This is a genomic window from Halomicrobium sp. HArcht1-1 (assembly GCF_058933285.1).
On the sequence record NZ_JBZYDL010000001.1, the window covers coordinates 165,864 to 190,334 of the forward strand.

27 protein-coding genes are annotated in these 24,471 nt (G+C 67.1%); 14 read left to right on the forward strand and 13 right to left on the reverse strand.

Annotated elements, in window-relative coordinates; genetic code table 11:
• The first annotated feature begins 201 nt into the window (after positions 1-201).
• From trpY to AC5FRZ_RS00915, 3 genes are read left to right on the forward strand one after another with little or no spacing between them, the layout of a single operon-like run.
• Positions 202-705, forward strand: coding sequence for a TrpY family transcription regulator (gene trpY, locus AC5FRZ_RS00905; RefSeq protein WP_170092987.1), 504 nt, complete (start codon positions 202-204; stop codon positions 703-705).
• Positions 706-1,017, forward strand: coding sequence for a 2Fe-2S iron-sulfur cluster-binding protein (locus AC5FRZ_RS00910; protein WP_153552046.1), 312 nt, complete (start codon positions 706-708; stop codon positions 1,015-1,017). It begins immediately after the preceding gene.
• Between the two features lie 49 nt (positions 1,018-1,066).
• Positions 1,067-1,678, forward strand: coding sequence for an IMPACT family protein (locus tag AC5FRZ_RS00915; protein WP_493563625.1), 612 nt, complete (start codon positions 1,067-1,069; stop codon positions 1,676-1,678).
• A gap of 151 nt (positions 1,679-1,829) precedes the next feature.
• On the opposite strand, the gene upp is transcribed toward AC5FRZ_RS00915, so the two are convergent.
• The 5 genes from upp to AC5FRZ_RS00940 form a co-directional block, all read right to left on the reverse strand.
• Positions 1,830-2,507, reverse strand: coding sequence for a uracil phosphoribosyltransferase (gene upp, locus AC5FRZ_RS00920; protein WP_493563626.1), 678 nt, complete (start codon positions 2,505-2,507; stop codon positions 1,830-1,832).
• A gap of 60 nt (positions 2,508-2,567) precedes the next feature.
• A complete protein-coding gene (locus tag AC5FRZ_RS00925) occupies positions 2,568-2,798 on the reverse strand; it encodes a copper-binding protein (RefSeq protein WP_170092991.1) in 231 nt (76 codons plus the stop codon).
• Between the two features lie 203 nt (positions 2,799-3,001).
• On the reverse strand, positions 3,002-5,689 hold the full coding sequence (locus tag AC5FRZ_RS00930) for a TRAP transporter permease (protein WP_493563627.1): 2,688 nt from the start codon (positions 5,687-5,689) through the stop codon (positions 3,002-3,004).
• Entirely contained in the window at positions 5,686-6,171 is a 486-nt protein-coding gene (locus tag AC5FRZ_RS00935) for a DUF1850 domain-containing protein (RefSeq protein ID WP_493563628.1), read from the reverse strand. The genes AC5FRZ_RS00930 and AC5FRZ_RS00935 overlap by 4 nt, the downstream gene beginning before the upstream one ends.
• 4 nt (positions 6,172-6,175) lie before the next feature.
• On the reverse strand, positions 6,176-7,240 hold the full coding sequence (locus AC5FRZ_RS00940; RefSeq protein ID WP_493563629.1) for a TAXI family TRAP transporter solute-binding subunit: 1,065 nt from the start codon (positions 7,238-7,240) through the stop codon (positions 6,176-6,178).
• Positions 7,241-7,455: 215 nt separating this feature from the next.
• Here AC5FRZ_RS00940 and AC5FRZ_RS00945 point away from each other — a divergent pair, with 215 nt between their 5' ends.
• The 3 genes from AC5FRZ_RS00945 (at position 7,456) to AC5FRZ_RS00955 (ending at position 11,435) form a co-directional block, all read left to right on the forward strand.
• Positions 7,456-8,175 (forward strand): DUF5828 family protein, encoded by a 720-nt coding sequence (locus AC5FRZ_RS00945; RefSeq protein ID WP_153552053.1) that lies wholly within the window; start codon positions 7,456-7,458, stop codon positions 8,173-8,175.
• 554 nt (positions 8,176-8,729) lie between these two features.
• Positions 8,730-10,112 (forward strand): PKD domain-containing protein, encoded by a 1,383-nt coding sequence (locus AC5FRZ_RS00950; RefSeq protein ID WP_493563630.1) that lies wholly within the window; start codon positions 8,730-8,732, stop codon positions 10,110-10,112.
• 138 nt (positions 10,113-10,250) lie between these two features.
• On the forward strand, positions 10,251-11,435 hold the full coding sequence (locus tag AC5FRZ_RS00955; protein ID WP_170092996.1) for an inorganic phosphate transporter: 1,185 nt from the start codon (positions 10,251-10,253) through the stop codon (positions 11,433-11,435).
• Positions 11,436-11,817: 382 nt separating this feature from the next.
• On the opposite strand, the gene AC5FRZ_RS00960 is transcribed toward AC5FRZ_RS00955, so the two are convergent.
• On the reverse strand, positions 11,818-13,230 hold the full coding sequence (locus AC5FRZ_RS00960) for a hemolysin family protein (protein WP_170092997.1): 1,413 nt from the start codon (positions 13,228-13,230) through the stop codon (positions 11,818-11,820).
• A gap of 118 nt (positions 13,231-13,348) precedes the next feature.
• Between AC5FRZ_RS00960 and AC5FRZ_RS00965 the strand changes: the two genes are divergently transcribed.
• Genes AC5FRZ_RS00965 through AC5FRZ_RS00975 form a run of 3 tightly spaced genes read left to right on the forward strand, consistent with a single transcriptional unit; the run spans position 13,349 to position 14,752 of the window.
• Positions 13,349-13,612, forward strand: a complete 264-nt coding sequence (locus tag AC5FRZ_RS00965; RefSeq protein WP_015761863.1) for a glutathione S-transferase N-terminal domain-containing protein — start codon at positions 13,349-13,351, stop codon at positions 13,610-13,612.
• Positions 13,612-14,127 (forward strand): redoxin domain-containing protein, encoded by a 516-nt coding sequence (locus tag AC5FRZ_RS00970; protein ID WP_493563631.1) that lies wholly within the window; start codon positions 13,612-13,614, stop codon positions 14,125-14,127. Before AC5FRZ_RS00965 ends, AC5FRZ_RS00970 begins: the two co-directional genes overlap by 1 nt.
• A 43-nt stretch (positions 14,128-14,170) precedes the next feature.
• Positions 14,171-14,752: an L-threonylcarbamoyladenylate synthase gene (locus tag AC5FRZ_RS00975; RefSeq protein WP_493563632.1), complete on the forward strand. Its 582-nt coding sequence runs from the start codon at positions 14,171-14,173 to the stop codon at positions 14,750-14,752.
• Between the two features lie 58 nt (positions 14,753-14,810).
• Here AC5FRZ_RS00975 and AC5FRZ_RS00980 read toward each other — a convergent pair whose 3' ends face one another.
• The gene (locus AC5FRZ_RS00980; protein ID WP_170093000.1) at positions 14,811-15,461 is read right to left on the reverse strand and encodes a hypothetical protein; all 651 of its coding nucleotides are present in this window, start codon (positions 15,459-15,461) and stop codon (positions 14,811-14,813) included.
• Between the two features lie 89 nt (positions 15,462-15,550).
• Here AC5FRZ_RS00980 and AC5FRZ_RS00985 point away from each other — a divergent pair, with 89 nt between their 5' ends.
• Positions 15,551-16,408, forward strand: a complete 858-nt coding sequence (locus tag AC5FRZ_RS00985) for a polysaccharide deacetylase family protein (RefSeq protein WP_493563633.1) — start codon at positions 15,551-15,553, stop codon at positions 16,406-16,408.
• Here AC5FRZ_RS00985 and hjc read toward each other — a convergent pair.
• Positions 16,405-16,923, reverse strand: a complete 519-nt coding sequence (hjc, locus tag AC5FRZ_RS00990; RefSeq protein WP_153552089.1) for a Holliday junction resolvase Hjc — start codon at positions 16,921-16,923, stop codon at positions 16,405-16,407. The genes AC5FRZ_RS00985 and hjc overlap by 4 nt on opposite strands.
• A gap of 114 nt (positions 16,924-17,037) precedes the next feature.
• Between hjc and AC5FRZ_RS00995 the strand changes: the two genes are divergently transcribed.
• Positions 17,038-17,658 (forward strand): TetR/AcrR family transcriptional regulator, encoded by a 621-nt coding sequence (locus tag AC5FRZ_RS00995; protein WP_170093003.1) that lies wholly within the window; start codon positions 17,038-17,040, stop codon positions 17,656-17,658.
• Between the two features lie 81 nt (positions 17,659-17,739).
• On the opposite strand, the gene AC5FRZ_RS01000 is transcribed toward AC5FRZ_RS00995, so the two are convergent.
• Both AC5FRZ_RS01000 and AC5FRZ_RS01005 read right to left on the reverse strand, forming a co-directional pair.
• The gene (locus AC5FRZ_RS01000) at positions 17,740-18,129 is read right to left on the reverse strand and encodes a DUF2237 family protein (RefSeq protein ID WP_208627461.1); all 390 of its coding nucleotides are present in this window, start codon (positions 18,127-18,129) and stop codon (positions 17,740-17,742) included.
• 24 nt (positions 18,130-18,153) lie between these two features.
• Entirely contained in the window at positions 18,154-18,579 is a 426-nt protein-coding gene (locus AC5FRZ_RS01005; protein WP_493563634.1) for a class I SAM-dependent methyltransferase, read from the reverse strand.
• Positions 18,580-18,666: 87 nt separating this feature from the next.
• Here AC5FRZ_RS01005 and AC5FRZ_RS01010 point away from each other — a divergent pair, with 87 nt between their 5' ends.
• Positions 18,667-18,960: a WNWW family protein gene (locus AC5FRZ_RS01010; protein ID WP_153552085.1), complete on the forward strand. Its 294-nt coding sequence runs from the start codon at positions 18,667-18,669 to the stop codon at positions 18,958-18,960.
• Positions 18,957-19,388 carry a GIY-YIG nuclease family protein gene (locus tag AC5FRZ_RS01015; RefSeq protein ID WP_493563635.1) on the forward strand — a complete coding sequence of 144 codons (432 nt, stop codon included), beginning with the start codon at positions 18,957-18,959 and terminating at the stop codon, positions 19,386-19,388. Before AC5FRZ_RS01010 ends, AC5FRZ_RS01015 begins: the two co-directional genes overlap by 4 nt.
• Before the next feature lie 93 nt (positions 19,389-19,481).
• Here AC5FRZ_RS01015 and AC5FRZ_RS01020 read toward each other — a convergent pair whose 3' ends face one another.
• From AC5FRZ_RS01020 to leuS, 3 genes are all read right to left on the reverse strand, one after another.
• Positions 19,482-19,934, reverse strand: coding sequence for an acyl-CoA thioesterase (locus AC5FRZ_RS01020; RefSeq protein ID WP_153552083.1), 453 nt, complete (start codon positions 19,932-19,934; stop codon positions 19,482-19,484).
• A gap of 123 nt (positions 19,935-20,057) precedes the next feature.
• Positions 20,058-20,336 carry a hypothetical protein gene (locus tag AC5FRZ_RS01025; protein WP_493563636.1) on the reverse strand — a complete coding sequence of 93 codons (279 nt, stop codon included), beginning with the start codon at positions 20,334-20,336 and terminating at the stop codon, positions 20,058-20,060.
• A 66-nt stretch (positions 20,337-20,402) separates the two neighbouring features.
• A complete protein-coding gene (gene leuS, locus AC5FRZ_RS01030; protein WP_493563637.1) occupies positions 20,403-23,162 on the reverse strand; it encodes a leucine--tRNA ligase in 2,760 nt (919 codons plus the stop codon).
• A 203-nt stretch (positions 23,163-23,365) separates the two neighbouring features.
• On the opposite strand from leuS, the gene AC5FRZ_RS01035 reads away from it, so the two are divergent.
• The gene (locus AC5FRZ_RS01035) at positions 23,366-24,421 is read left to right on the forward strand and encodes a phytoene/squalene synthase family protein (protein ID WP_493563638.1); all 1,056 of its coding nucleotides are present in this window, start codon (positions 23,366-23,368) and stop codon (positions 24,419-24,421) included.
• Positions 24,422-24,471: the final 50 nt, after the last annotated feature.

The window sequence follows — 24,471 nt, forward strand, 5'->3', positions numbered from 1 at the left end:
TCAGTTTATCATACTTCAGATTATAACAGTTTATATTAGATTTTGTTTTTAATATATAATTCTATCTATACCAACGACCGAACCGATTCACACACCGATCGCACTTCCGTCGTGCGGTCGGGTGTGCATTGATTTTCAATGGCTACTATAACTCGTCACCGGATCCCAAGACCGAAGCAGCCTGCTTGCAATGGCTTCTCCATGTTCGACGAGATCATGGAGAAGTTCTCCGACTCCCCCGGCCAACAGCAGGTGATCCGCCTGCTGCTCGAACGGGGCTTCTCCGTCAACGACGACGGCCGGGTCGTCTCCGGCGGCATCGAGATTCCGAACACGGAGGTCGCCCGCGAGGTCGACGTGGACCGCCGGGTCGTCAACGCCACGACGAGCGCGATCCTCGAAGACGAACAGCTCACGCGCATCTTCCAGAACATCTCGGCGATCCCGAGCCTGATGGATCTGGCACCGGTGCTCGATTTGACCGTGCTGACCGTCGCTGTCAGCAACGCCGAGGAGAGCGGCATCGTCGCGGCCGTCACCGACGCCATCGCGGACCACGACATCACGATCCGGCAGGTGATCTCCGAAGATCCAGAGTTCACCGACGACCCCCGCCTGTACGTCATCACCGACGAGGCCTTCCCCGGAGACCTGATCACCGACATCAACGCGCTGCCCTTCGTCCACCGGATCGAGTTGCAGTAGATGGCCACGATCACCGTCGAGACGCCCGACGGCGCAGTCCGAGAGATCGACTGCGAGGCCGGGCGCGTGTTGCGGGACGTGCTGATAGAACACGGGCTGTCGCCCCACAGCCGCCTCGCCGTCGCCAACTGCGGCGGCCGGGGACTCTGTGCGACCTGTGGCGTTCGACTCGAAACGCCGCCCGACGCGGAGCACTGGCACGATCGGCTGGCCGATCGCTTCGGCTACCCGCGGCTGTCCTGCCAGATCGAGATCGTCGACGGCATGTGCGTGCGGATTCCCGAGAAGCGAGTGTGGGGCCGGCGAGAGTGAGCCTGCCCGGAAGGACAAACCGTATGCCCACACCGCCACAACGGCCGCTGTGACCGACGAGGCGTACGACACCGTCGCGGGCCGGGGAGAGGCGGCCTTCGAGGTGCAGGGCTCGGAGTTCGTCGGCCGGGTGCGCCCGGCCCGCACCGTCGACGAGGCGGAGGCGTTCGTCGACGCCGTGAGCCGAGAGTACGCCGACGCGACCCACAACGTCCCGGCCTACCGGGTGCGGGCCGACCCCCTGCGCGAGTATTCGAGCGACGACGGCGAGCCATCCGGCAGCGCCGGCAAGCCCGCGCTCAACGTCCTCCAGCAACGCGAGATCGAGAACGTCGCCGTCGTCGTCACCCGCTACTACGGCGGGACCAACCTCGGCGTGGGCGGCCTCGCCAGAGCGTACTCGCGGGCGGTCAAAGACGCGATCGACGACGCCGGCATCGCGACCGAGCGACCCCACGAGCGGCTGACGATCACGGTCGACTACGACGACTCGGGCACGGTGCGTGGCATCGTCGAGAGCACCGGCGTCGAGTTCGACGCGCGCTACGAGGCGACGGTGACGTTCGACCTGCGGGTGCCGGTCGCGGAGGTCGACACCCTCCGTGAGCGCATCGCCAGCGCGACCAGCGGTCGGGCACGAATCGGTTCGTCAGACGACTAGATTTCCGGGGCCGAGAACGGGTGCGATCGTTCGCTCGAAGTTCCACTGGAACTCGAATTGGGCCACTGTCTTGCGAATTTCCACCCGAAGAGAAGGGGTTCGTGGATCGTCGAACGGACCTGCGGTGTCCACCCGTCGACCGTCCGGGACCTTAATCAGTTCGGAAGGCCCTGTCACCGGCGTCGCCCAGGCCGGGGACGATGTAGCCGTCGTCGTCGAGTTCGTCGTCGATCGCGACCGTCAGCAGTTCCGCGCCGGGATCGGCCTCGTTCAGGCGGACCAGCCCCGGGGGCGCGGCCACCGCAGAGAGCACGAGGAGTTGCTCGGGATCGGGGCCCTGCGAGCGGATCTCCTCGAGAACCGCGGCCATCGTCGAGCCCGTCGCGAGCATCGGGTCGGCGACGATGACGGTGTCGGTCGCGCGGATCTCCGGCAGCTTCACGTAGTCGATCGAGATGGGGAACGAGCCGTCGTCTGCCATCCCGGCGCTCTCGTCTCGGCTGGCCGAGATGACGCCCTGCCGGGCCCGCGGGAACGCCTTGAGCAGTCCCTCGACGAACGGCGTGGCCGCCCGCAGAACGTTGACGATCACCACGTCGTCGAGCCCCTTGACGCGCTCGCCCATCGTATCCGTCAGAGGGGTCTGGATGGAGACGTACTCGGTCTCCATGCGACCGTCGATGATCTCGTAGCCACAGATCCGACCGAGACGGACCAGTCCCTTCCGGAACTCGACCTGTTCGGTCTCGACGTCACGGAGCCGCGACAGTTCGTCTCGTGCCAGTGCGTGGGTGATCACTTTCGCCTCGCCACGGTCCTCGATAGCCATGCGCGGAGGCACGGGCGGACGGCGCTTAACTGTTGATCGATCGCTCCGGAGCGGCGACCGCTACGCGTCGCCGGCCCGCGGCGAGAACGACATGTCGGCCTCCGTCTCCTCCTGTCCGCCCTCGGGCGTCTCCGTCTCGGCTTCGCCGTCGTCCGCGCCGTCGTCGTCCGCGCCGTCGTCCTCGTCGGTCCCGACGGCACCGCCACCGCCGCCGTCGCTACAGCCGGCCAGCAGGCCGATGCTCGTGAGTGCTGTCGCCCTGACGAAGTGTCGTCGAGTGCTGTCGTCCATGCACCCGGTGCTGGGCGTGGGACCCATTTCGTTATGCGATTCGAATCCGGAACAGTTCACACTTATCCGACGGTAAGGACGGGTGGCGGGCCGAGAGACGGTTCTACGCTGGACTTATACTGCCGGCTGTCCCTTCGTGACGAGCTTCGCCACCCGGGGTGGCGAAATTGGTCACAGATGTACAGCCGATAGTATTACCCCGGCTACGCGGCGTCGGCGGCCGCTCCGGAATCGCCGCGGGGGGCCGCCCGCCGGTTCTTCGCCAGCAGCGCGACCAGCATCGCGAGTCCGACGGCCCGGAGCAACAGGTCGGCGGTCAGCGAGACCGAACCGCCGCCGAGCCCCAGCAGCGCCGTCACGTCGTAGCCGGCCGACACCGGGAGTCCGGGGGCCATCAGCAGGAGAGAGCTGACCGCCAGTCCGGCCCGTTCCCAGCGGTCGAGGGGCGCGTAGACGAAGCCGATGACGGTGCCGGCCAGCGCGACGACGCCGAGGAAGACGCCGACGACGGGGACGAACACCTCCGGGAGCGACCAGCCAAGCTCTGCCAGGTCGGCCAGCGTGGCGACGCGAAACTTCTCGCCCAGCGGCAGCTCCGCCGCGTCGTCTTTCTCGCGCAGCAGGACGATGCCGGGGACCAGCACGAACGCGAAGGGAACGATCGCCTTGTTGAGCGACAGCGAGAACGCCTCGATGCCCGTCTGGAAGGGGTCCGACTTCGCGATGCCCGAGGCCGCGTAGGCGGCGACGGCCACCGGCGGCGTGATGTCGGCGATGACGCCGAAATAGAGGATGAACAGGTGCGCGGCGAGTTCGGGGATGCCGAAGGTCACGAGCGCGGGCCCCAGCATCGACACGAGGATGATGTAGGTGACCGTCGTCGGCATCCCCATCCCGAGGATGATCGACGCGATGGCGGTGATGACCAGCAGGAGGACCAGCGAGCCGCCGGCCAGCGAACGGATGAGCGCGACCAGGTTCGGCCCCAGCCCGGAGACGCTGATCACGCCGGGGATGATGCCGGCGGCCGCGACCGCGACGACGACCGGGACCGCCGTTCTGGCACCGCTGTCCATCGACTTGAGCACGAAGGTGCCGAGGCGGACGAGCCCGTTGTCACCCGCCGCCGGGCGACCGACGGCCGTCGAGATCTCGTCGGCAGCCTCGTCGACCGCTGGGTCGAGCGCGAGCCACGACGCGGTCAGGCGCGGCTTCGAGAGCAGTGTCAGCGCGCCCGCCGCGATCGACAGCCAGCCGACGGTGCCAAGCGTCGCCGAGACGGCCCCGCCGATCGACTGTCCGCCCGGACCGCCGCCACTCAGTGCGGCGACGAGCGACGCGCCGGTCAGCCACTGTGCGAGGAACTGCCCCGTACCGAGCACGAGGAGGATGGCGACGAGACGACCGCGCGTCTCGTCGCTGTAGGCCGCGACGAGCGTGATCAGGGCGACGATGGCCACGAGCGTGAACCACGCCGAGCGCGCGACCGAGAGCCGAGCGCCGATGAGGTAGTACAGCAGGAGGAAGATGGGAACGAGGTAGAACCACCCGGTCCGCAGGTGAGCGCGGATGTCGACGACGGAGTCGGGATCGAGCCCGCCGATACCCAGCCGCGAGGCCTCGAAGTGGACCATCACCCAGACGCCGAAGAAGAAGACGACGGCCGGGATCGCGGCGGCGACGATCACGTCTGCGAAGGGCGTCGCGGTGTACTGGACGATCAGGAAGGCCGCGGCACCCATCACCGGCGGGAGGATCTGGCCGCCAGAGGAGGCCGAAGACTCCACGCCACCGGCGAACTCCGGGGAGTAGCCAGACCGTTTCATCAGCGGGATGGTGAACGCGCCGGTCGTGACCGTGTTGGCGATCGACGAGCCGGAGATCGTCCCCATGAAACCACTTGCGAGGATCGACGCCTTCGCGGGCCCGCCCTTGCGCGTGCCCGTCGCCGCGTACGCGAGATCGATGAACCACTGGCCTGCACCGGACATCTCCAGGAACGCGCCAAAGAGGATGAAGATGTAGATGAACTGCACCGACACCGTCACCGGGATACCGAAGACGCCGTTCTCCGTGTTGTACCAGAGGTTCTGGACGATCGAGGGCCACGTCAGCTCCGGGATCGAGAGGACGCCGACGTAGGCCGCGTCCTGTGGGATCAACACGCCAAAGCGGGCGTAGACGATGAACGCGCCCACGATGACGACGAGATAGAGGCTGATCGCTCGCCGGGTCGCCTCCAGGACGAGCAGCACGCCGACGACCCCCAGGACGAACGCGTAGGACACGTCCGTCAGCGGGCCGAGCAGGCCGGCCACCGGATCGAGGAACGAGAACACCTCCTGGATCGGGCGGCCGGCGGGCAGCCCCAGCGCGCGCATGCGCTGGATCTCCTGGAAGTCGGTGACGAAGTACGCACTCGACAGCACCGTGACGGCGATCAGGAGGAGATCCGACGGCGTCACGCGGTCGAGGTCGGGATCGACGAGCAGCCAGGCCAGTCCGTCGCCGACCGCGTCCATCGCCGAGACCAGCGGGCTGTCGGGACCGAGCCGGGAGGCCGTCCGCGCTCGGAGCTGGCGACAGGCCCGCGATACTCGCCCGTCGCCCGTGGTGCCGGGGTACAACAGGAACGTCAGGACGAGCGCGAACCCGACGTGGACGGCGTTGATCTGCAACAGCTGCAGGGAGGCGAGTTCGACCTCGCCGAGGACGGGCACCTCGACGGCGAAGACGAACCCGCGGGCGGCGAACCACATCTGGTAGGCCGAAAAGAGGACGCCGACGATCGAGACGACGACGCTCGCCACCCGCCGCAGCGATCGCTTGCGTTCGATCTCCTGGAGGAGGTCGTCGGCCGCGACGTCGGTATCGGTGATGCGAGGAGTCATGCTGTGACGTGCTCGACTGCCGCCCAAACCACCGACCGGCGTTCGACGGTGATGCGAACGGCGCGTGCGTTCGAACGGTTCACCAGGTCGTAGCGCCGGTCACCGACGTGGAGGCGGTGGCCGGCGATGCGCCCCGGCTTGACCGTGATCGTCTCGAACGTCCCCGGCGGGTCGTAGACGAACGAGCCGTTCACCCGCGTGACGTTGGCGTCGGCCGGCAGCCCCCAGCCGTACGAGTCGAAGGCCATCCGGGTCATCTCTAAGTGGCCGTCGCGGACCCGGTACGTGTCGACGACGCGCGTGCGCTCGACGCTGTGGGTGTACGCCAGCGCGACGCGCGTGTCCTCCTCGACCGGCGTCTGGAGGAGTACGTCACCAGAGTCGACCGACGAGACGACCAGCGTCTGCTGGGCCGGCAGCGAGACGCCGACGGCCGCCGTCACGAGGACCGCAGCGACCAGTCCGGGACGGAGCCACCCCATCGGATCAGGCGTCGAAGTAGGCCGCCGCGCCGGGGTGGAGCTCGATCGACATCCCGTCCTGTGCCGAGTCGACGCCGATGAACTCCGTCTTGATCGTCAGCGCGTCGACGTTGTCGAAGATCGCCGCGGTCACCGTCTCGACCGTCGCTTCGGGCACGTCGGCGTTGGTCGCGATCATCGCCTGGACGGCGACGGTCTCTACGTCTTCGGAGACGCCCGAGTACGTTCCGCCCGGAATGGTGTCGTCGGCGAACCACGACGCCGCGTCCTTGACCGCCGTACGGTTGTCGCCGTCGATGGGGACGATCGCGATGTCGTTGGTCGTCGCCAGATCCTCGATCGCGCCGACCGGCCAGCCCCCGACGACGAAGGCGGCGTCGATGTCGCCGTTCCGGAGCTGGTCGGCCGCCTGCGAGAACGAGGCGTTTTGCTCCTCGAAGTCGGTGATGCCGACGGCTTCGAGGATCTGGTTGGCGTTGACCTGCGTGCCGCTGCCCAGATCGCCCGTGTTGATCGTCGCCCCCGAGAGGTCAGACAGCTGCGAGATGCCGGTGTCGGCGAGGGTCACGATGGTGATCGTCTCCGGATACAGCGTCGCGACGCCGCGCAGATTCTCGATGGCGTTGTCCTGGAACGCGTCGATACCGGTGCCGTTCTTCGCGAAGTACGCGATGTCGTTCTGGATCAGTGCGAAGTCGGCGTTCCCGTTGGCGAGGCTGCCGACGTTCTCGACGCTGGCCCCCGTCGACTGGACGTTCAGCGTGAAGTCGGTGTTGTCCTCGACGACTGTCTTGAACTCGTTCGAGAGCGGGAAGTAGGTGCCGCCGGTCCCACCGGCGTGCCACGAGAGGCGGGTGTCGACCTGGCCGTCGCCGCCGTCAGACGATTCGGTGTCGGTGGCCGTCTCGTCCATGTCACCCTCCGTCTCGTCGCCACCCTCGTCCATCCCCGTCTCGGTCGGCGAGTCTTCCGCACCGCCGCCGCCGTCGTCGCCGGCACAGCCGGCGAGTGCGGTGACGCCCACGAGTCCAGTCGCGCGAATGAATCGTCGTCTGGTGTGATCGCCCATAGACCAGTCGTACCGCCGACGGCATTTCGTTATGAGATCCGAAACGGCCGGTAAGCAGGTCCTACACTGGAACGAGAGAGTTCTGCGATCGTCGCGCGCGCGGCTGTCCGTGCCGATCGGTACCACGCGTCCGACGAAAGCTTATGGTGGTGTAGCGACAAAACTCGCCAGCACCAACGGATGGGCACCACGTCCACCAGCTGTTCTAACCGACCATGGAAAACATAGAAGAGAGCGTCTCAGGCTTCAAGCGCCGCGGTGGCTGGGTCGACGTCGTCGAACACGGCGAGCGGATCGTCCAGGCGCTGCGAGAGCTGGCGACCGACGAGCGCGTCGACCGGCCAGTCGACGGCGACGCCCTCGAAGAGTTCGACGAGTGGCGACCGAAGAGCCACGAGCGGCTCGACGAGGACGTCAACGAGAAGACCGCCGAACAGGCTCGCGTCGACGAGGGCAAGGGCGAACAGGCCGGGAAAGATCCGGACGACGACCTCCGGACGGCCGGCGAGAAGCTCGCGGACTCCTACGAGAACCTCGACGAGCCCGACGAGGCCGTCGAGTCGTGGGGCGAGAGCTTAGACTACGTCGCCCGCGCCGCCGACTCGGCCAGCCGCAAGGCCCTGCGGACGGTCGAAGACACCGTCTACAAGAACGTGATGACCCAGATCGCACCGTACTACTTCGACAACGCGCTCGTGAGTGCGAACCTCCAGCGGGTCAACGGCGACGACCGCCCAGAGTACATCTTCGAGATCAACGTCAACGACGACGACCTCAAGGAACGGGTCTCGAACCGCCTGGCGGACTTCGACAGCGACGTCGACCGGTGGCACGTCAACACCGAGAAAGAAATCGAGGCCGCCGCCACGGCGGAGGGCGTAGAGGTGAGCGAGGAAGAGACGGGCGACGAGGAGACGGATGCGAAGACGAACTAAACGCTGCTCTGTCAGCGTTTGATTTCGGGTTCGTATCCGGGAGACGCCAAACCGAACTGAGCGAGGGAAGCCGAGCGAAATTTCGGTTTGGCGTCGGGAAGACAGACGGACAGACGGACGAACTGACGCCGTGAGAAACGGGACCAAGCGGCGGAGAATTTTCGGAGAGAGAGCGACTGCGGATCCAGATTACGGCCACTATTTCTGGAAGAATCACGGTACCGAATCGCACACGCCAGAATTACTCACGGAGTTGTTTCCCTATAATGAAAATCCGGGTGCCCTGAGTGTCTCCTGTAAGTCGTTTTGTATCAGTAGATAAAATTCGTTAATTCGAAGCCGGACTCTGCGGTAACAGTTCCGTACTTCCCGAATAACTGTGTAAAATTATGAAGGACTTATGTGGGATTCTCACAACGTCTTCGACGGAGGTTCGGCCCTTCCCGGTTCGCGGCGGCGACCGTCGGGCTGTCGAGCGCCCGAGGTCGTCCGACACACCACTGGCATGGGACGCGTGGGGTTGGGGCCAACGACTGCCTCCGAGAGTGACAACTATGGACAATTCACGCAGAGAGTTCATTCGTGCGGTATCGAGTACGTTCGTCCTCGCGGCTGGCGCTGGCACAACCGTGGCCGCGACGGACTGTAGCAACGTCGCCGAGTGGGACCCAGACGCGACCTACAACGGCGGCGATCAGGTGACCTACGAGGGGTCCCTCTGGACCGCCGAGTGGTGGACGCGGGGCACCGCCCCCGCCGAAAGCGAGGCCGTCTGGACGCTCGAAGGGTCCTGTGACGGCGACGGTGGAACGGGCAACGAGGGGCCGACGGCGTCGGTCAGCGCGTCCTCGACGACCGTCGAACCCGGAACGACCGTCGACCTCGACGGGTCGGGATCGTCCGACGCCGACGGGTCGATCGCCAGCTACGAGTGGGAGCTGGGCGACGGGACGACGGCGACCGGAGCGACGACGAGTCACAGCTACGACGCGACCGGGGACTACACCGTCACACTCACCGTCACCGACGACGACGGGGCCACCGACAGTGCGACGACGGGAATCTCCGTCAGCTCCTCGTCGGGCAGCAGCGACGCGATCTTCACGCCGTACCTCGGAACGTGGGGCGACATTCTCGGAGACACACGGAACGCGAGCACCGACCGCGTCGTCCTCTCGTTCGTCGGCGACGGCACCGACGACGGGACGGTCACCCCCGCGTGGCTCACCGCGGACGGCGACCGGCCGCTCTCGGACCACGCCGACAAGATCAGCACGCTCCAGGACGAGGGCTACGACGTGTGGGTCGCGATGGGCGGCTGGGACGGCCGGATCGTCGCCCGCGACGCGAGCAGCGTCTCGGAGGTCAAAAGCGCCTACGAGACGGTCCTCGACACGCTCGGCGTGACGCACATCGACATCGACGACGAGAACTACGACGAGCCGGGCCGTGACGGCACCTACTACGAGATGCGAAACGAGGCGCTGGCACAGATCCAGTCCGAGCGGCCGGACGTGAAAGTCACGTACACGGTCGCCGCCAGACCGTCCGGGATCGTCAACGCCGATCACTGTCCCGGGAAAGACATGATCACCGACGCGCTGGACAAGGGCGTCGAACTGGAGTACATCAACATCATGACGATGGACTGGACGGACGTGGACACGACTCCCGAACGGGTCAAATCGGCCGTCGAAGGCACGGTCGACTGGATGAGCAACGTCTATCCAGACAAGAGCGAGGCACAGCGGCGTGCGAAGCTCGGGTTCCTCCCCAACGTGAACGAGTCCGAGTGGTCGGTCAGCGACTCCCAGAACGTCGCCGACTTCGCGAAACAGCAGGGGATCGGGAACGTCAGCATGTGGGCACTGCACCGAGACACCAGCGACTACGGCCACTCCGACGCCTTCTACCCAGTCGAGAGCGGGAGCAACTGATACTGCCGGCTGTACATCTGTGACCGATTTCGCCACCCCCGGGGTGGCGAAGATTTTCGCGAAGTTACAGCCGGTAGTATGAGGCTGTTTCCCACCAGTCGACAGCCTAATACGCTGGCCGGCGAAAACCGGTGACAGATGGTTGCTGGGAGCACGCTCGGAACGCTCGTGATCGCCGCCGCAGCGAGTCTGTTCATGGCCTGGGCGATCGGTGCGGGATCGTCCGGCTCGACGCCGTTCGCACCGGCGGTCGGGGCCAACGCCATTTCGGTGATGCGGGCAGGCTTTTTCGTCGGTATTCTGGGTCTGCTCGGAGCGGTGTTACAGGGGGCCAACGTCACAGAGACGGTCGGGAGCGGCCTCATACTCTTCCCCGACGGTGGGGGCCTCTCGGCGATCGCGGCGACGATCGCGCTGCTGACTGCGGCGGTGCTGGTCGCAATCGGCGTCTTCGCCGGCTACCCGATCGCGACGGCCTTTACCGTCACCGGCGCGGTCGTCGGCGTCGGGCTGGCGATGGGCGGCCAGCCAGCCTGGCCAAAGTACCAGCAGATCGCCTTGCTGTGGGTATTGACGCCGTTCGCCGGGAGCTTCGTCGGCTTCCTGACGGCGAAACTGCTGCGCGCAGACCGGATCGCGGAGCGGTTCTCGATCGCCGGGCTCGCGGGCCTGGTCGGCGTGTTACTGGCGAACGTCGAGTTCACGGGGCTCGGACCCGACGGCGGCCCGGGTGCCCTCTCGGTCGCCCTCGCGCGCACCTTCGAGGGCGGAACCGGCGGCCGGGCGCTGGTCTCGCTCGTGCTCGGGCTCCTGATCGCGGCGGCGGTGTGGTACGACATCCACGAACACGGCGAGCGAGCACAGCGGCGGTTCCTGCTGGTGATGGGCGGGCTCGTCGCCTTCTCGGCCGGCGGCAGTCAGGTCGGGCTGGCGATCGGGCCACTACTCCCGCTGCTCGATACGTTCACGGTGCCGATCACGGCCGTGTTGCTCGGCGGCGGGATCGGCCTGCTCGCTGGCTCCTGGACCGGCGCACCACGGATGATCAAGGCGCTCTCGCAGGACTACTCGTCGCTGGGACCACGCCGCTCGATCGCGGCGCTGATCCCCTCGTTTATGATCGCACAGACGGCCGTCTACGTCGGGCTCCCAGTGTCGTTCAACGAGATCATCGTCTTCTCGATCATCGGAAGCGGCGCGGCCGCTGGCGGCGGATCGGTCAGCGGCGAGAAGATGGGCAAGACGGTGCTGGCGTGGGTCGCCTCGCTGGCGCTGGCGCTCGGGCTCGGCTACGGCGTCTTCACGGCCGTGTCCATCCTGTAGTCGACGACGAAACGGCAGACTCGGCGCTGATCCGCCGACTATCTTGGCACCCGGGTGTGGGGAACGATCGGCGTCGCATCGCGCTCCGTCGCGCCAGCCGAGTCGTCCGAAGCACGGTCAGTGTCGCTCACACCGTCGTCTACCGCTCGCGTTCGCGTGCCGATCGGGACAGTATCGTCGTGCCGATCTGGGGAGTGAACCATCGTAACCGAACGTTCGTAAACCCAGTACATGATACTTCGGCCATACAGCAACATATTCCTTATTTCTACTAGAACAGGTCCAAATACGAGCCGCGGGACCGAAGATGTGGAAACTTTTCTGTCGACAGAGTGTGTCGGTGTCGTGTGACCGATCTGGTGAATGTCGACACCGTCGCGTATCACTCGGTCGCCGTTTGTGTGGACGTGTCGCCGTCACTCTCGGCCTCGCCGTCCTCGCCGTCCTCGGGATCGATCCGTAACAGCCGCGCCTTCATGATGCGGGTGTTCTCGACTCGCTCGACGACGATCGCGACGCTGTCGAACTCGATGCGCTCGCCCTCTTCGACGAGGCGGCCCGCGCGGTTGAAGATGAAGCCGGCGATCGTCTCGAACTCCTCGCCCTCGGGCAGTTCGAGGTCCATCGCCTCGTTGACCTCCTCGATGTTGACCTCGCCTTTGACGACGACTTCGCCGTCGCCGACGAACTCGATGGGTTCCTCCTCCTCGCCTTCGAGGATCTCGCCGACGATCTCTTCGGTGAGGTCTTCCATCGTCACCAGTCCCTCGGTGGTCCCGAACTCGTCGATGACGATGACCATGTGGAGTCGTTCGCGGCGCATCTCCGTCAGGAGGTCGTCGACGTTCTTGGACTCGGGGACGTGCAGCGTCGGTTCGATGAGGTCCGCGAGCTCGGTCTCGGCGTCGCTGTAGTCGCGGTCCCGAACCAGATCTCGTAGGTGTGCGATGCCGATGACGTTGTCGAGACTCCCCTCGTACACCGGCACGCGGGCGTGGCCGCTCTGGACACACTGCTGGATCGCCTCCTCGACGGTGGCGTCCTTCGAGATGGCTTCCATGTCCAGTCGCGGCGTCATCACTTCCTTGGCGATCGTGTTGTTGAACCGTAGCGTCCGCTGGAGCATCTCGCGTTCCTCCTCGTCGAGGACACCCTCGCGCTCGCCGGTCTCGATGATGTCCTGGATCTCCTCGCGGGTGACGTAGGACGTCTCGATGGCCGAGCGGCCGCCAGTGACCTTGTTGACGATCCGGGTGAGGTAGTCGAACAGGACGATCAGGGGCAAGAGGACACGCTCGGAGAACTTCAGTGGCTTGGCGATCCGCAGCGCCCACGACTCCGTGTTCTCGACGGCGTAGCTCTTGGGCGCGCTCTCGCCGAACAGCAGGACGATCGCGGTGATCCCGAACGTCGAGAGCGCGACCGCGAGTCCCTGCTGGCCGCTCCCGAGGACGTAGGTCAACAGCCCCGTCGCGATCGAAGACATCGCGATGTTGACGAGGTTGTTCCCCACCAGAATCGTCACCAGCAGCCGGTGTGGATCCTCTTTGAGGCCTTTGAGCGTCTTCGAGCCGGGGACGGCGTCCTCGACGAGGGCCTCGACGCGGTGGCTCGGTAGCGAGAACATGGCGATCTCCGACGAGGAGAAGAACGCCGAGAGCCCGATCAAGAGGAGAATGATCCCCGCACCGATCCCGAGAAACACGTTCTCGGGCAGCTGGACGGGACCGTAGATGTCGACCTGTAGTGGCAAGGCTACCAGTGAATCGACTCCGACAGGGGGGTCAAGAGCCATCAACGTCTGAGTTTGCAGAGGGTGTGAATTAAACGTTGCCATGGGGCACCCGTCTAACGCGACACGGAACGGACACACCCGACAGAATTACCGGTCGCTCGCTCCTACGGGGAGGTGTATGAGCGACACCGCCATCACACTCTACCGGCTCCAGGCCTGCCCGTTCTGTGAGCGGGTCGTCCGTCGGCTCCAGGAGTACGGCCTCGACTACGAATCCCGGTTCGTCGAACCGCTCCACTCGGAGCGCGACGCCGTCAAGCGCCTGTGTGGGAAGCGAACCGTTCCGGCGATCGTCGACGAGCAGACGGGCGTGACGATGGCAGAGAGTGCGAACATCGTCGACTACCTCGACCGAACCTACGGCGAGGGAGGGGACGACTGATGGAGCTCGATTTCGACGTGGTCGATCTCGGTCCCGCAGACCACCCCGAGGTCGGCGAGCGAGCGCCGGATTTCACCCGCCCGCTGGTCACCGACGAGTACTGGGCCGACGTGGCGCTGTCAGAGTTGGTCGCCGAGGACGACGACCCGACGGTGCTGGTCTTTCACTCCATGGACGGGGCCTTCCCGGCGACGTACGCCTGGAACGAGATCCGCGACCGCGAGTGGCACACCGACGCCACCGTCGTCGGCCTGTCGATCTCGACGCCGTACGCCCACAAACGCCTGCTCGACGAGCGAGCGCTGGGCGAGGCGTATCGGCTCTACTCCGACCCTGCCAACGGCGTCGCCGAGGCGTACGGCATCGTCAACGATCTCGACGGGATGAGCGGCGTGGCCGAGCCCCGGCCGGCCGTGTTCGTCCTCGATAGCGACCGGACGATCGAGTACGCCTGGGTCGCCACGGAGTGGCCCGACTTCCCGGACTACGACGCCGTCGAGGCGGTCATCCGATAGCGGTTCCAGCACGCTTTTTCGCGGCCCGGCCCACGCTCGGGTAATGAGTGATCTCGACCGCGCGGCCGACGCGATCGGCGAGGGCGACCTGGTGATCTACCCCACCGAGACAGTGTACGGACTGGCCGGCGACGCGCTCGACCCCGACGCCGTCCAGCGCGTGTTCGACGTGAAGGGGCGAGACCGTTCGAAACCCGTCTCGCTCGCGGTGCCAAGCGTCGACGCAGCGACCGACTACACCGAACCCAGCGAGCGCGAGCGGGCGTTCATGCGGGCCTTCCTCCCCGGCCCGGTGACGGTACTGGCCCAACGGCGGTCGTCGGTGCCCGACGTGCTGACCGCCGGGCGTGACCGCGTGGGCATTCGCGTGCCCGACCACGAGCTGGCGCTGGCGCTGCTGGAGCGAGTCGCGCCGATCACGTCGACCAGCGCCAACGTCAGCGGGGAACCGAGCGCCCGGACCGTCGAGGAGATCGGGGAGTCCGTCAGGGCGGATGCGGCAGTGGTCCTCGACGGCGGTCGGACGCCCGGCACGGAGTCGACGGTGGTCGACGTGGCCGCCGACGAGATCGTCCGGGAGGGGGCAGACTGCGAGGCGATCCGGGCGTGGCTGGCCGATCATTAAGTGCCACGCCGTCGTCGCTTTCCGCTCGACCGTCGTCGCGTCTGCCGACGCCCGACTCCTACGAGAGCATGCTCGCCAGCGAGCGGGTCGTCGTGCCACACGTCTCGCGGTACTCGCAGGGGGCACACTTCGCATCGCTGTCGACACGCGAGGGCGGGCCGTCGATCGTCTCCGCCGTCCTGACGGCCTTCCGGTAGGCCGCTTTCCGCCTGACCGTCAGGTCGATCTCGCGGACGACGCCGTAGGCCGGATACTCGGCGACGGCCCGTTCGACCGTCGTCTCGTGCTCCCAGGCGAGGGCCTTGGCCGCGGCCACGAGCCGGACGGTCTGGGGCTCCCAGACCCCCTCGTCGGGCGGCTCACCGGCGAAGACCAGCGACGGGACGAGCGGCGCTTCGAGCACCTTGTGGGCGATCCCACGACACTCTCGGCCGGTCAGGAGAGCGTCCCGTCGCGGCGGATCGACGAGGCCGTCCCAGTAGTCGAGCCGCCGCGCGAGCCGCCCGAGCCGCTCGCGGTAGGTGCCGGGCGAGACCTCGATGGGGGCGGCGAGCAGCGCCGCGTCGACCGACCGGAGTGTGTCGTAGTCGAAGGCCAGCTGTCGCACGTCCTCGACGCCGTCGGGGATCGTCGGCTCGCCGTCGCGCCGTCGGTAGTAGAGCTTTCGCGGACAGTACGCCGCCGTCGCCAGGTCACGGAAGGTGTGCACGGACGCCCCTGGCCCCGTCACGGGTCATAAACGTGTGGCGCTCTCGCTCGCGAGCAACACTTATCCCCGGTAGTTCGAAACGAAAGGGCATGCCAGACGGCCAGCTCGTTCTCGTCTTCGACGACGGCTACGCGACGGACTACGAACAGCTCTTGCCCGTGTTGCGCGCTCACGACGCGCCCGCGGCGGTGGCGGTCGTGCCCGAGTGGCTGGGCGACGACGACCACCTCACCACCGAACAGCTCGCCGCGCTGGCCGAGGCCGGCTGTGAGATCTGCTCGCACGGGAGCCGTCACCGCTACCTGCAGGCCCACCACCTCACGGCCGACGTGACCAGCGGCGACGAACGGCTCACCGTCGCCGCCGGGCACGTGTTCCCCGGCGAGGAACACGGCGTTCTCGCGGGCGATCGCTACGAGCTGACCGACGGCAACCGGACGACGACGGTGACGCTGGGAGAGTCACTCGCTGTCGGCGAGGCGGCGGTCACCCTCGGCGTCGAGGGCGAGATCGACGCCGCGTTCGACGGGGACGAGGCGGTGGTGCGCCCGACCGAAGCGACGCTCAGAGACGAGATCGTCGGCGTTCGCTCGGCGTTCGACCGGCTGGGGTACGATCCCGACGGCTTCGTGTTCCCCTACGACGCGGCCGACCCGCGAGCGTGGGCGCTGGCCGCCGAGACGTACGACGTGCTCCCCAACGCCGCCGTGCGGTCACTGCCGAACCGGCCGGGCACCCCGCCGACGAGCTACCAGCGGTGCTACCTCGAACGGAGTCACCTCCGGCGGGCCGAGATCGAGACGTACCTCGACAGCGTCGCGGCTCGGGGCGGGCTGGGCATCCTGGCGGGCCACACCGCCTGGGAGACGGTCCCGCCCGAGCGGGTCGCGTTCGTCATCGAGGCCGCACGCGAACGCGGGGTCGAGTTGACGACGTTCTCCAGTTAAAGCATCTCCGCCGCGTCTTCGACGCTTAGATCGCCCCGGTCGAGTGCCGCCAGAACGTCCAGCGTCGCCTGATCCGGGCCGTCGTCGTCGCCGATCTCGGCCAGCGTGACCTTCTCGCTGTGGCCCACGAACTCGTCGAAGTCGGTGCCCTCGGCCAGCGCCGTCTCCTTCTTGACGCGGTAGTTCCCGCCGTCGGTGACGTAGAGGTCGCCGGGGTGGAAGAAAAACCAGTCCTCGCGGTCGAATCGCACGCCGATCCGTGGCTTCGCGCCGAAGTTCCGGGCGAAAAAGAGCAGCGCCTCGACCTCCTCGCCGTCGAGGTAGATCGGGTCACCCGCGCTCGACTTCGCCTCGACGGCGTAGAACTGCTCGCCGTCGCCGGCCAGCACGTCCGGCAGTTCCCGTTCGGTCGCCGAGCCACTGGCCGGCGCGCGCATCACCGCGAAACCAGCCTCGTCCAAGGCGTTGACGAGTTCGCGCTCGCGGCGGTCCCCTTTGGCGTTCGAGCCTACCATTACTCGGTCGGTCGGTCTCGACGTATTTAAGCGCACGCCGACGGAGCAGCGGTTAATTTCACGCGGCTTCGGGAGCGACAGTTTCTTGCCCCCTGACTGGATAGTCAGTCAACAATGACCACCGACGACGACATCATGGAGGCCACGTTTGCGGCTCTCTGCAAGCACGGCTATGCGGATCTGACGATGCAGTCGATCGCCGACGAGTTCGAGAAGAGCAAGTCACTGCTGCACTACCACTACGACTCGAAGGAGGACCTGATCGTCTCGTTCATGGAGCACCTGCTGGAGAACTTCCTGCAGGAGTTCGACGAGGACAGCGAGGCCGACCCGATGGAACAGCTGTTGCGGATGACCGAGATCGTCGTCGAGGGAGACGACAGCGAGGGGCCCGACGACGTACACATGGCGCTGCTGGGGCTGCGCGCACAGGCCCCCTACGACGAGGCGCTGCGTGCCCAGCAGGTCCACAACGACCGACACATCCGCGATCTGATCGCCGACATCGTCCGGGAGGGCATCGAGCAGGGCCAGTTCCGCGACGACGTGGACCCCGAGCGGTTCGCCGCGGTGTTCCGGTCGGCCATCGAGGGAGCCCAGTCCCACGACGTGATCCTCGGCGAGGACGCGCCGACCGAGATCGCACTCGCGGGCATCGAAGAGTACCTCCTCGAACGGCTCCTGGTCGAGGGCGAGAGCCTCGTCGACGACGAGATGGCCGCGAGTGACGACTGAGGCTGCCGCCTGCGACTCTTTTCTCGCCGATAGGACTCTGTGTCACAGTCGGACGGCGGTGCGACGGGGCCACCACAGCGCTCACCGATCGTACGCGTGGGCTTCCAGCGTCTCCAGGTCGACCGTGTCCAGGACGGCCTCGTTGGTCGCGTCGAGCACCACCGGCGGCACCGTCGTCTCGGGCAGTTGCTCGCGGCGCGTCGCCTGGAGGGCCTCGACCCACCGGCCCAGACAGAGACACCAGCGGTCGCCCGGCTCCAGCCCGGGAAAGTTCAGTTGCGGGCGCGGCGTCACGAGGTCGTTGCCCTGCCGTTTGCTGAACTGTAGGAACTCGTCGGTCATCACCGCACACAGTTCGTGGCGGCCGCGGTCCTGCGGGTGCTCGCCACAGCAGCCGTCTCGCTCGAAGCCAGTCTCCGGGTCGGTGCTGCACGGTTCGAGTGGCTCGCCCAGCACGTTCGTCTCGCTCATACCGACAGATGGGCGAGCGACGGGTTAGGTCTGGCGAGAGGCGGACTCGTCTCGCACCGCGACGAAACGGCCGCCGGGAGCGAGCGCCGCGGCGACGCGTTCGGCGACGGCGTCCTGGTCGTCGATCCAGTGCAGCGCCGCGTTGGAGAACACTGCGTCGAACGCCCCATCTGCCTGGAAGGCCGTCGCGTCGACGCAGTCGAACCGCAGGTCGGGGTGGGCCGCGCGTGCCTCCGCGATCATCTCGCTCGACGCGTCGATCCCCAGTGTGTCGCCCTCGCTGCCGACCGCGTCGGCGACGGTCGCCGTGAGGTGGCCGGTCCCACAGCCCAGATCGAGGATGCGCTCGCCGGGTCGCGGGTCGAGCAGGTCGACGACGCTGTCGCCGTGGTCGGTCACGAAGTCGGCCGCGTCGTCGTATCGCGCCCCGTCCCACTCGTTGTCTGTCATGGATCCGATTCGATCGTCCCCGTACAAAAGTTGTCGGTGCGGGCCAGAAGCAGAACGCATACGGGGCCAGGCGGCCACCGTTCGGACATGAGCGAGTTTGCCGACGACGTGCAGGCAGTGTTCGAAGCGGCAGGAGCAGACGAAGCGACCGCGGCGACCGCCGCCGAGAAGCTCGCGGCCTTCCGCGAGGACTACGACGAGGAACTGACCGCCGACGCCGTCGAGCAGCAGTTCGCCGACGCGCCCGACGAGGCGTTCGTCCACGCCTACGACTGGCTGGTGGGCCACCTCGCGGCGGAGAACGACGACTGCACCGACTCCCGAGAGTACCGCCTCGAAGGGTTCGACAGCTTCGCGGCGGACCCAGCGATCGGGGCGTGACCGGCGAGCAAGAGACCGACGCGGGCGGCACCTACACTCTCCTGATCGAGCGGACCGAGGGCGGCCCCCTCGAAGTGGGCGCGCTCGGGTCGCTGTCGTTCCCGTCGGGGTGGTACGCCTACACCGGGAGCGCACTGGGCAGCGGCGGCTTCAGCCGCGTCGACCGTCACGAGCGCGTCGCGGCGGGCGAACACGACGTGCGTCACTGGCACGTCGACTACCTGCTGGGCGCGCCCGGGACCCAGCTCGATCACGTCGTCCGCTCGGCGGGCGTCGACATCGAGTGTGCGGTCGCCGACGCCGTCGCCGGCAGCCGCGTCCGCGAGTTCGGGAGTTCCGACTGCGACTGTGAGTCACACCTCGCCTTCCACCCCGACCGGACGACGCTTCTGGACGCAGTCGATCGAGCACACCGGGCGAACCGGTAACGCGGGGACCGGTCATACTGCCGGCTGTACGTCTGTAACGAACGTTGCGACCCCGTGGTCGCGAATATCTCGAAACAGTGACAGCCGGCAGTATCAGGAACCGTTCCCGTCGGTCTCGGCGTCGGCGAGCGCCGCGTCCCGCAGTTCGCGTTCGGCGTCGGTCTCGACCGTGAGTTCGGGGACGCCGGTCGGCTCGCCGTCGTCGAGCGCGACGAAGACGAAGTGACCTTCGGTCGTGACCTCCGTCTCGCCGGTCGTCGGATTCTCCCGTTCGGCGCGCACGCGGACGCGAACGCTCGTCCGCCCGGAGTCGTAGACGTACGCCTCCGTGAGCGCGGTGTCGCCGACGGGGATCGGGCGACGGAAGTTCAGGCCGTCCATCCTGGCGGTCACGCAGGGGTGGCCGGCAAAGCGCATCGCCGACATCGCGCCGATCTCGTCGAGCCACTTCATCACGATCCCACCGTGGGCGGTGTCGTAGTTGTTGGCGTGGTTGGGCTGGACGCGGTAGCGGTTCGTCAGATGGGTCGAAGCCAGCGTCGGCATGCGAGGCGCTTCGAGAGAAGCGGGGAAAAAGGCGCGGCTGTTCTCGGGCTGTCGGCTGTGTATCGACCGACAGTTCCGCCGCCCGTAGCGGCGAAGCACTCCGAGAGGTGACGGCCGGCAGTGTCAGACCGCGACGCGCTCGACGCCGGGCTCGATCTCCTCGGTCTCGTAGTCGGACTCGGCCTCGCTCCGGCGCTGGCGGAGCCAGCGGACCGCCAGCCCGACCGTCGCGACAGCGGCGACGAGCCCGAGAACGCGCAGCCAGAGATTGCCGCCCGTGTCCGCCGTCGCCGAGTCGGCGACCGGTTCGTCCGGCTCGCTCGCGGGTTCGGTGTCGGTCGGCTCGTCTCCCAGGGGGTCCGCGACGTTGATCTCGAACAGCGTGACGTTGTCGAAGGCCATACGAGAACCGTGGGGTGCCAGCGTCTTATAGCTACACCAACAGAAACGAGACCCACTGCGGACCGATCACGTGATGTGGATCGCGGGCTTGTTCGGCCGGGCTCTGTGGGCCTGCTCGCCGTCGGGGTCGGCCCGCCTGACGACCACGTCCGCGTCGAACTCCTCGGCGAACAGCCACGACGCCTGTTCCAGCACCGTCAGTTCCCGGTCTGGAGCCAGCACCGGCTCGAACCCGCCAGAACGGTCGGCCAGCTCGGCCGCGTAGTCGGCTGCCGCTTCGGTGCCGGGCACGGCGTCGGCGTCCATGATACGACCGACGACTGCCCCGTCTGCCGGCTGTCCCGCGGGTGTACTGCCGTCCCGAGAGCTGGGACCACCCTCGCTCGCGGTCGACTCTGGCTCCTGGCTCACCTCGCGAGCGATCTCGTAGGCGCGATAGCTCCAGTCGGGCGCGACGACGAGTTCGATCTCGTCGGGATCGGTGATCTCGACCACGTCGGTGATCTCGCGCACGTCCGCGAGCGTCGTCCGGACGAGTTCGCGCTCGGTGCGATAGTCGGGACTGTCGTGCAGCGGCGTGGGCCAGTCGGCACCGGCGATCAGCCCCTCGCCGTCCAGCGCGGACCACAGCTCCTCTGCCAGATAGGGAGCGAGCGGCGCGAGCAGTTTCGCCAGCACGCGCAGCCCCCGGCTGTACGCGAAGCGGTACGGCGTCTCGTACTCGCGATAGCGTCGCAGCAACTGGGCGAACTGCTGGAGTTCGGTGACGACCCGGTGGAAGCGAAAGCGGTCGTACTCGTCGGTGACGGCGGCGATTGTTCGGTCGATCTCCCGTTCGAGGTAGGCGTCGTGCGGTCTGCTCTCGGTCCGACCGCCGGCACCGTCGGTGAACGACAGCACCATCCGGTACACGTCCTGCTGGAACTCGTAGGCGTTGCTCACGTCCGTCGCCGTCCACTCGAAGTCCTGGCCGGGGTGTGCCGCCGAGAGGACGAACAGCCGCGTCGTCTCTGCGCCGTACTCGTGGGGGGCTACGTCGTTGCCCTTCGACTTGGACATCTTCTCGCCGCCGTGCAACACCGTCCCCTGGTTGACCAGCCGGTCGACGGGTTCGCGCCGATCGAGCAGGCCCAGATCCGCCAGCGCGCGGGTGAAAAAGCGAATGTACAGCAGGTGGAGCACCGCGTGCTCGTCGCCGCCGACGTACACGTCGACCGGGAGCCAGTCGTCGGCGACCTCGTTCTCGAAGGGGGCCGTCGAGAGGTCGGGGTTCAGGTACCGCAGGAAGTACCAGGAGGAGTCGACGAAGGTGTCCATGGTGTCGGTCTCGCGTTGGGCGGGGCCGCCACAGTCGGGACAGGTCGTCTGGACGAACTCGTCGCTCGCGGCCAGTGGGTTCCCCGTGGTCTGGACGAACTCGGGGAGTTCGACGGGGAGGTCTTCGTCGGGCACCGGCACCGCGCCACAGTCCTCGCAGTGGACCATCGGGATCGGCGTCCCCCAGTAGCGCTGCCGAGAGATGAGCCAGTCCCGGAGCCGGTAGGTCGTCGCCGCCGTCACGGCGTCGTGATCGAGCAATCGCTCGCGGGCGGCCGCACTCGCCAGCCCCTCGTAGGCCCCGTCGGCGACGATCATCCCCTCGTCGGTGTACGGGAGGTCGTCGCCGTTGCGCGCTCCGCGTTCGGCGTCGTTGGGCGCGACGACTCGCTCGACCGGGAGGTCGTGTGCCGTGGCGAAGGCGTGGTCGCGATCGTTGTGGGCCGGCACGCCCATCACCGCACCCGTCCCCACGTCAGAGAGGACGTAGCTGGCGACGTAGACGGGAATCGCCTCGCCGGTGACCGGGTTCGTCGCGGTGAGCCCGGTGTCGACGCCGGCCGTTCCCTCGGCCCGGCCGTCTGCGGCCCGGTCGTGGAAGTCGGCGACCGCATCGCTCGCTCCCGAGGACGCGTGCTGGGCGAGTTCGCGGGCGACCTCGTGGCCCGGCGCGAGCGCCAGATACGTCGCTCCGAAGACGGTGTCGGGCCGGGTCGTGAACACGTCGATCGGCTCGCCGTCGATCTCGAAGGTGATCTCGGCACCCTCGCGGCGGCCGATCCAGTTGCGCTGGATCTCGCGGACGCTGTCGGGCCACCCGTCGAGGTCGTCCAGGCCGTCCGCGAGTTCGTCCGCGTAGTCGGTGATCGTGAAGAACCACTGGTCGAGTTCGCGTGTCTCGACCGCGGTGCCACAGCGCCAGCAGACCCCCTCGCCGTCGGCGTGTCCCGGCGTGTCGTCGCGCACGTCGGCCGGACCGTCGCCCTCGTCGACCTGTGCGTCGGCCAGGACGGTCTCGCAGTCCGGGCACCAGTTGACCGCTGCGCCGGTGTACTCGACGAGGTCGTTCTCGTAGAAGCGGGTAAAGAGCCACTGGTTCCACCGGTAGTACTCCGGATCGCAGGTGGTGATCTCGCGAGACCAGTCGTAGCCAAACCCCATCCGTTCGAGTTCGTCGCGCATCTGCTCGATGCACGTTCGCGTCCACGACTCCGGGTCGGTGTCGCGCTCGTAGGCGGCGTTCTCCGCCGGGAGCCCGAAGGCGTCCCACCCCATCGGGTGGAGCACGTCCGCACCGTTCATCCGCCGGTAGCGGGCGACGGCGTCGGTGATCGCGTAGTTGCGGATGTGGCCCATGTGCAGCGAGCCCGACGTGTAGGGGAACATCCCCAGCACGTAGGTCCCCTCGCCGCGGTCGATCGCCGCGTCGTCGAGTTCGTACACGCCCTCGCGGTCCCAGACGTGTTGCCAGTACTCCTGGACGCGGGCGTGGTTGTAGCGGTTCGCCATCCTTGCCCGGAAGGTGGGAGGGTGGCACCATCACTGTTCTGCCAGCGAGGGCGTGACATCGAGGGGTGGGAATCGACGAACGATAACCCAGACTATCTTTCGTGATGAATAGGACAGCACAACGCCGTCGGTGACGGCGAACGCGAGGTTGGCTCCATCTGTTGGGCGGCCTTTTTTGTACACCGAGCCGGAGTATACTCACAATGACCGGAGTGCCGCAGCAGGCGACGCTGGCTGACGATCGGACCTGGGCGTTCGAGGCCGTCCAGTCGGTCTCCCGGACGTTCGCGCTGAGTGTCGAGTTGCTGGACGAGCCGATGACGGAGTGGGTCTGTACCGGCTATCTCCTCTGCCGGACCGCGGACACGATCGAGGACGAACCGACGATTCCGATGCAGCGCCGCGCCGAGCTCTTAGAGACCTTCGACGCGATGCTGGCCGAAGACGACGAGACGACCGTCGAGGACTTTTTGGCGGCCGTCGAGCCGGAGACGCCGGCCGACGGAGGCGACGACTGGGCCGTCCTCGGCCAGACCGACCGCATCGTCCGCCTCTGGCGGTCGTTTCCCGACCCGGTCCAGGACGGGATGCGCTCGATCACCCGCGAGATGGCAACCGGGATGGCGGACATCCTGCGCCGCCACGAAGACAGCGGCGGCCTCCGTCTGGAGACGCTGGACGAACTCGAAGAGTACTGCTGGTACGTCGCCGGCACCGTCGGCCAGCTGTTCATGAACCTCCAGGCCGCCCGAGCCGATCCCGACGACCCCACGCCAGACCCCGAAGACGCCCGCGCGTTCGCACTCCTGCTCCAGCTGGTCAACATCGCCAAGGACGTTCGCGCCGACTGGGACGAGGAGAACAACGTCTACCTCCCCGGCGAGTGGCTCGCCGAGGAAGACCTCGACCACGAGGCCGTCGCCGAACCCGAGCACTCGACCGCGGTCGCCCGCGTCGTCGGCCGCGTCGTCGACCAGGCCGCCGACTACGCACACGGTGCCCAACGATACCTCTCGACGGTCCCGGAAGGAGACAACGGCGGTCTCCTGGAAGCGACGGCGCTGCCCTACCTGCTGGCACTCGGGACGATCCGCGAACTCCGCGAACGGACCGTCGACGCCGTCGAACAGCCCGACGCGGTCAAGCTCGAACGCGAGGAGGTCGAGGCGCTGTTCGCCGAGGCCGAGGACGGCTTCACCCGCGACCAGGTCCGTGATCTCGCAGCCACGGTGCGAGCCGGTCCGTACCACGAGCAGTAGCGAGCGACGATCCCGGCGCGAACGCTTTTGAGAGTGCCCGTCGAACGGCC

Bases quoted from the DNA above. Each gene is read 5' to 3' on its own strand.
- trpY (WP_170092987.1), top strand. From the start codon at position 202: ATGTTCGACGAGATCATGGAGAAGTTCTCCGACTCCCCCGGCCAACAG.
- AC5FRZ_RS00910 (WP_153552046.1), top strand. From the start codon at position 706: ATGGCCACGATCACCGTCGAGACGCCCGACGGCGCAGTCCGAGAGATC.
- upp (WP_493563626.1), bottom strand. From the start codon at position 2,507: ATGGCTATCGAGGACCGTGGCGAGGCGAAAGTGATCACCCACGCACTG.
- AC5FRZ_RS00925 (WP_170092991.1), bottom strand. From the start codon at position 2,798: ATGGACGACAGCACTCGACGACACTTCGTCAGGGCGACAGCACTCACG.
- AC5FRZ_RS00930 (WP_493563627.1), bottom strand. From the start codon at position 5,689: ATGACTCCTCGCATCACCGATACCGACGTCGCGGCCGACGACCTCCTC.
- AC5FRZ_RS00935 (WP_493563628.1), bottom strand. From the start codon at position 6,171: ATGGGGTGGCTCCGTCCCGGACTGGTCGCTGCGGTCCTCGTGACGGCG.
- AC5FRZ_RS00940 (WP_493563629.1), bottom strand. From the start codon at position 7,240: ATGGGCGATCACACCAGACGACGATTCATTCGCGCGACTGGACTCGTG.
- AC5FRZ_RS00945 (WP_153552053.1), top strand. From the start codon at position 7,456: ATGGAAAACATAGAAGAGAGCGTCTCAGGCTTCAAGCGCCGCGGTGGC.
- AC5FRZ_RS00950 (WP_493563630.1), top strand. From the start codon at position 8,730: ATGGACAATTCACGCAGAGAGTTCATTCGTGCGGTATCGAGTACGTTC.
- AC5FRZ_RS00955 (WP_170092996.1), top strand. From the start codon at position 10,251: ATGGTTGCTGGGAGCACGCTCGGAACGCTCGTGATCGCCGCCGCAGCG.
- AC5FRZ_RS00960 (WP_170092997.1), bottom strand. From the start codon at position 13,230: ATGGCTCTTGACCCCCCTGTCGGAGTCGATTCACTGGTAGCCTTGCCA.
- AC5FRZ_RS00965 (WP_015761863.1), top strand. From the start codon at position 13,349: ATGAGCGACACCGCCATCACACTCTACCGGCTCCAGGCCTGCCCGTTC.
- AC5FRZ_RS00970 (WP_493563631.1), top strand. From the start codon at position 13,612: ATGGAGCTCGATTTCGACGTGGTCGATCTCGGTCCCGCAGACCACCCC.
- AC5FRZ_RS00975 (WP_493563632.1), top strand. From the start codon at position 14,171: ATGAGTGATCTCGACCGCGCGGCCGACGCGATCGGCGAGGGCGACCTG.
- AC5FRZ_RS00985 (WP_493563633.1), top strand. From the start codon at position 15,551: ATGCCAGACGGCCAGCTCGTTCTCGTCTTCGACGACGGCTACGCGACG.
- hjc (WP_153552089.1), bottom strand. From the start codon at position 16,923: ATGGTAGGCTCGAACGCCAAAGGGGACCGCCGCGAGCGCGAACTCGTC.
- AC5FRZ_RS00995 (WP_170093003.1), top strand. From the start codon at position 17,038: ATGACCACCGACGACGACATCATGGAGGCCACGTTTGCGGCTCTCTGC.
- AC5FRZ_RS01000 (WP_208627461.1), bottom strand. From the start codon at position 18,129: ATGAGCGAGACGAACGTGCTGGGCGAGCCACTCGAACCGTGCAGCACC.
- AC5FRZ_RS01005 (WP_493563634.1), bottom strand. From the start codon at position 18,579: ATGACAGACAACGAGTGGGACGGGGCGCGATACGACGACGCGGCCGAC.
- AC5FRZ_RS01010 (WP_153552085.1), top strand. From the start codon at position 18,667: ATGAGCGAGTTTGCCGACGACGTGCAGGCAGTGTTCGAAGCGGCAGGA.
- AC5FRZ_RS01020 (WP_153552083.1), bottom strand. From the start codon at position 19,934: ATGCCGACGCTGGCTTCGACCCATCTGACGAACCGCTACCGCGTCCAG.
- AC5FRZ_RS01025 (WP_493563636.1), bottom strand. From the start codon at position 20,336: ATGGCCTTCGACAACGTCACGCTGTTCGAGATCAACGTCGCGGACCCC.
- leuS (WP_493563637.1), bottom strand. From the start codon at position 23,162: ATGGCGAACCGCTACAACCACGCCCGCGTCCAGGAGTACTGGCAACAC.
- AC5FRZ_RS01035 (WP_493563638.1), top strand. From the start codon at position 23,366: ATGACCGGAGTGCCGCAGCAGGCGACGCTGGCTGACGATCGGACCTGG.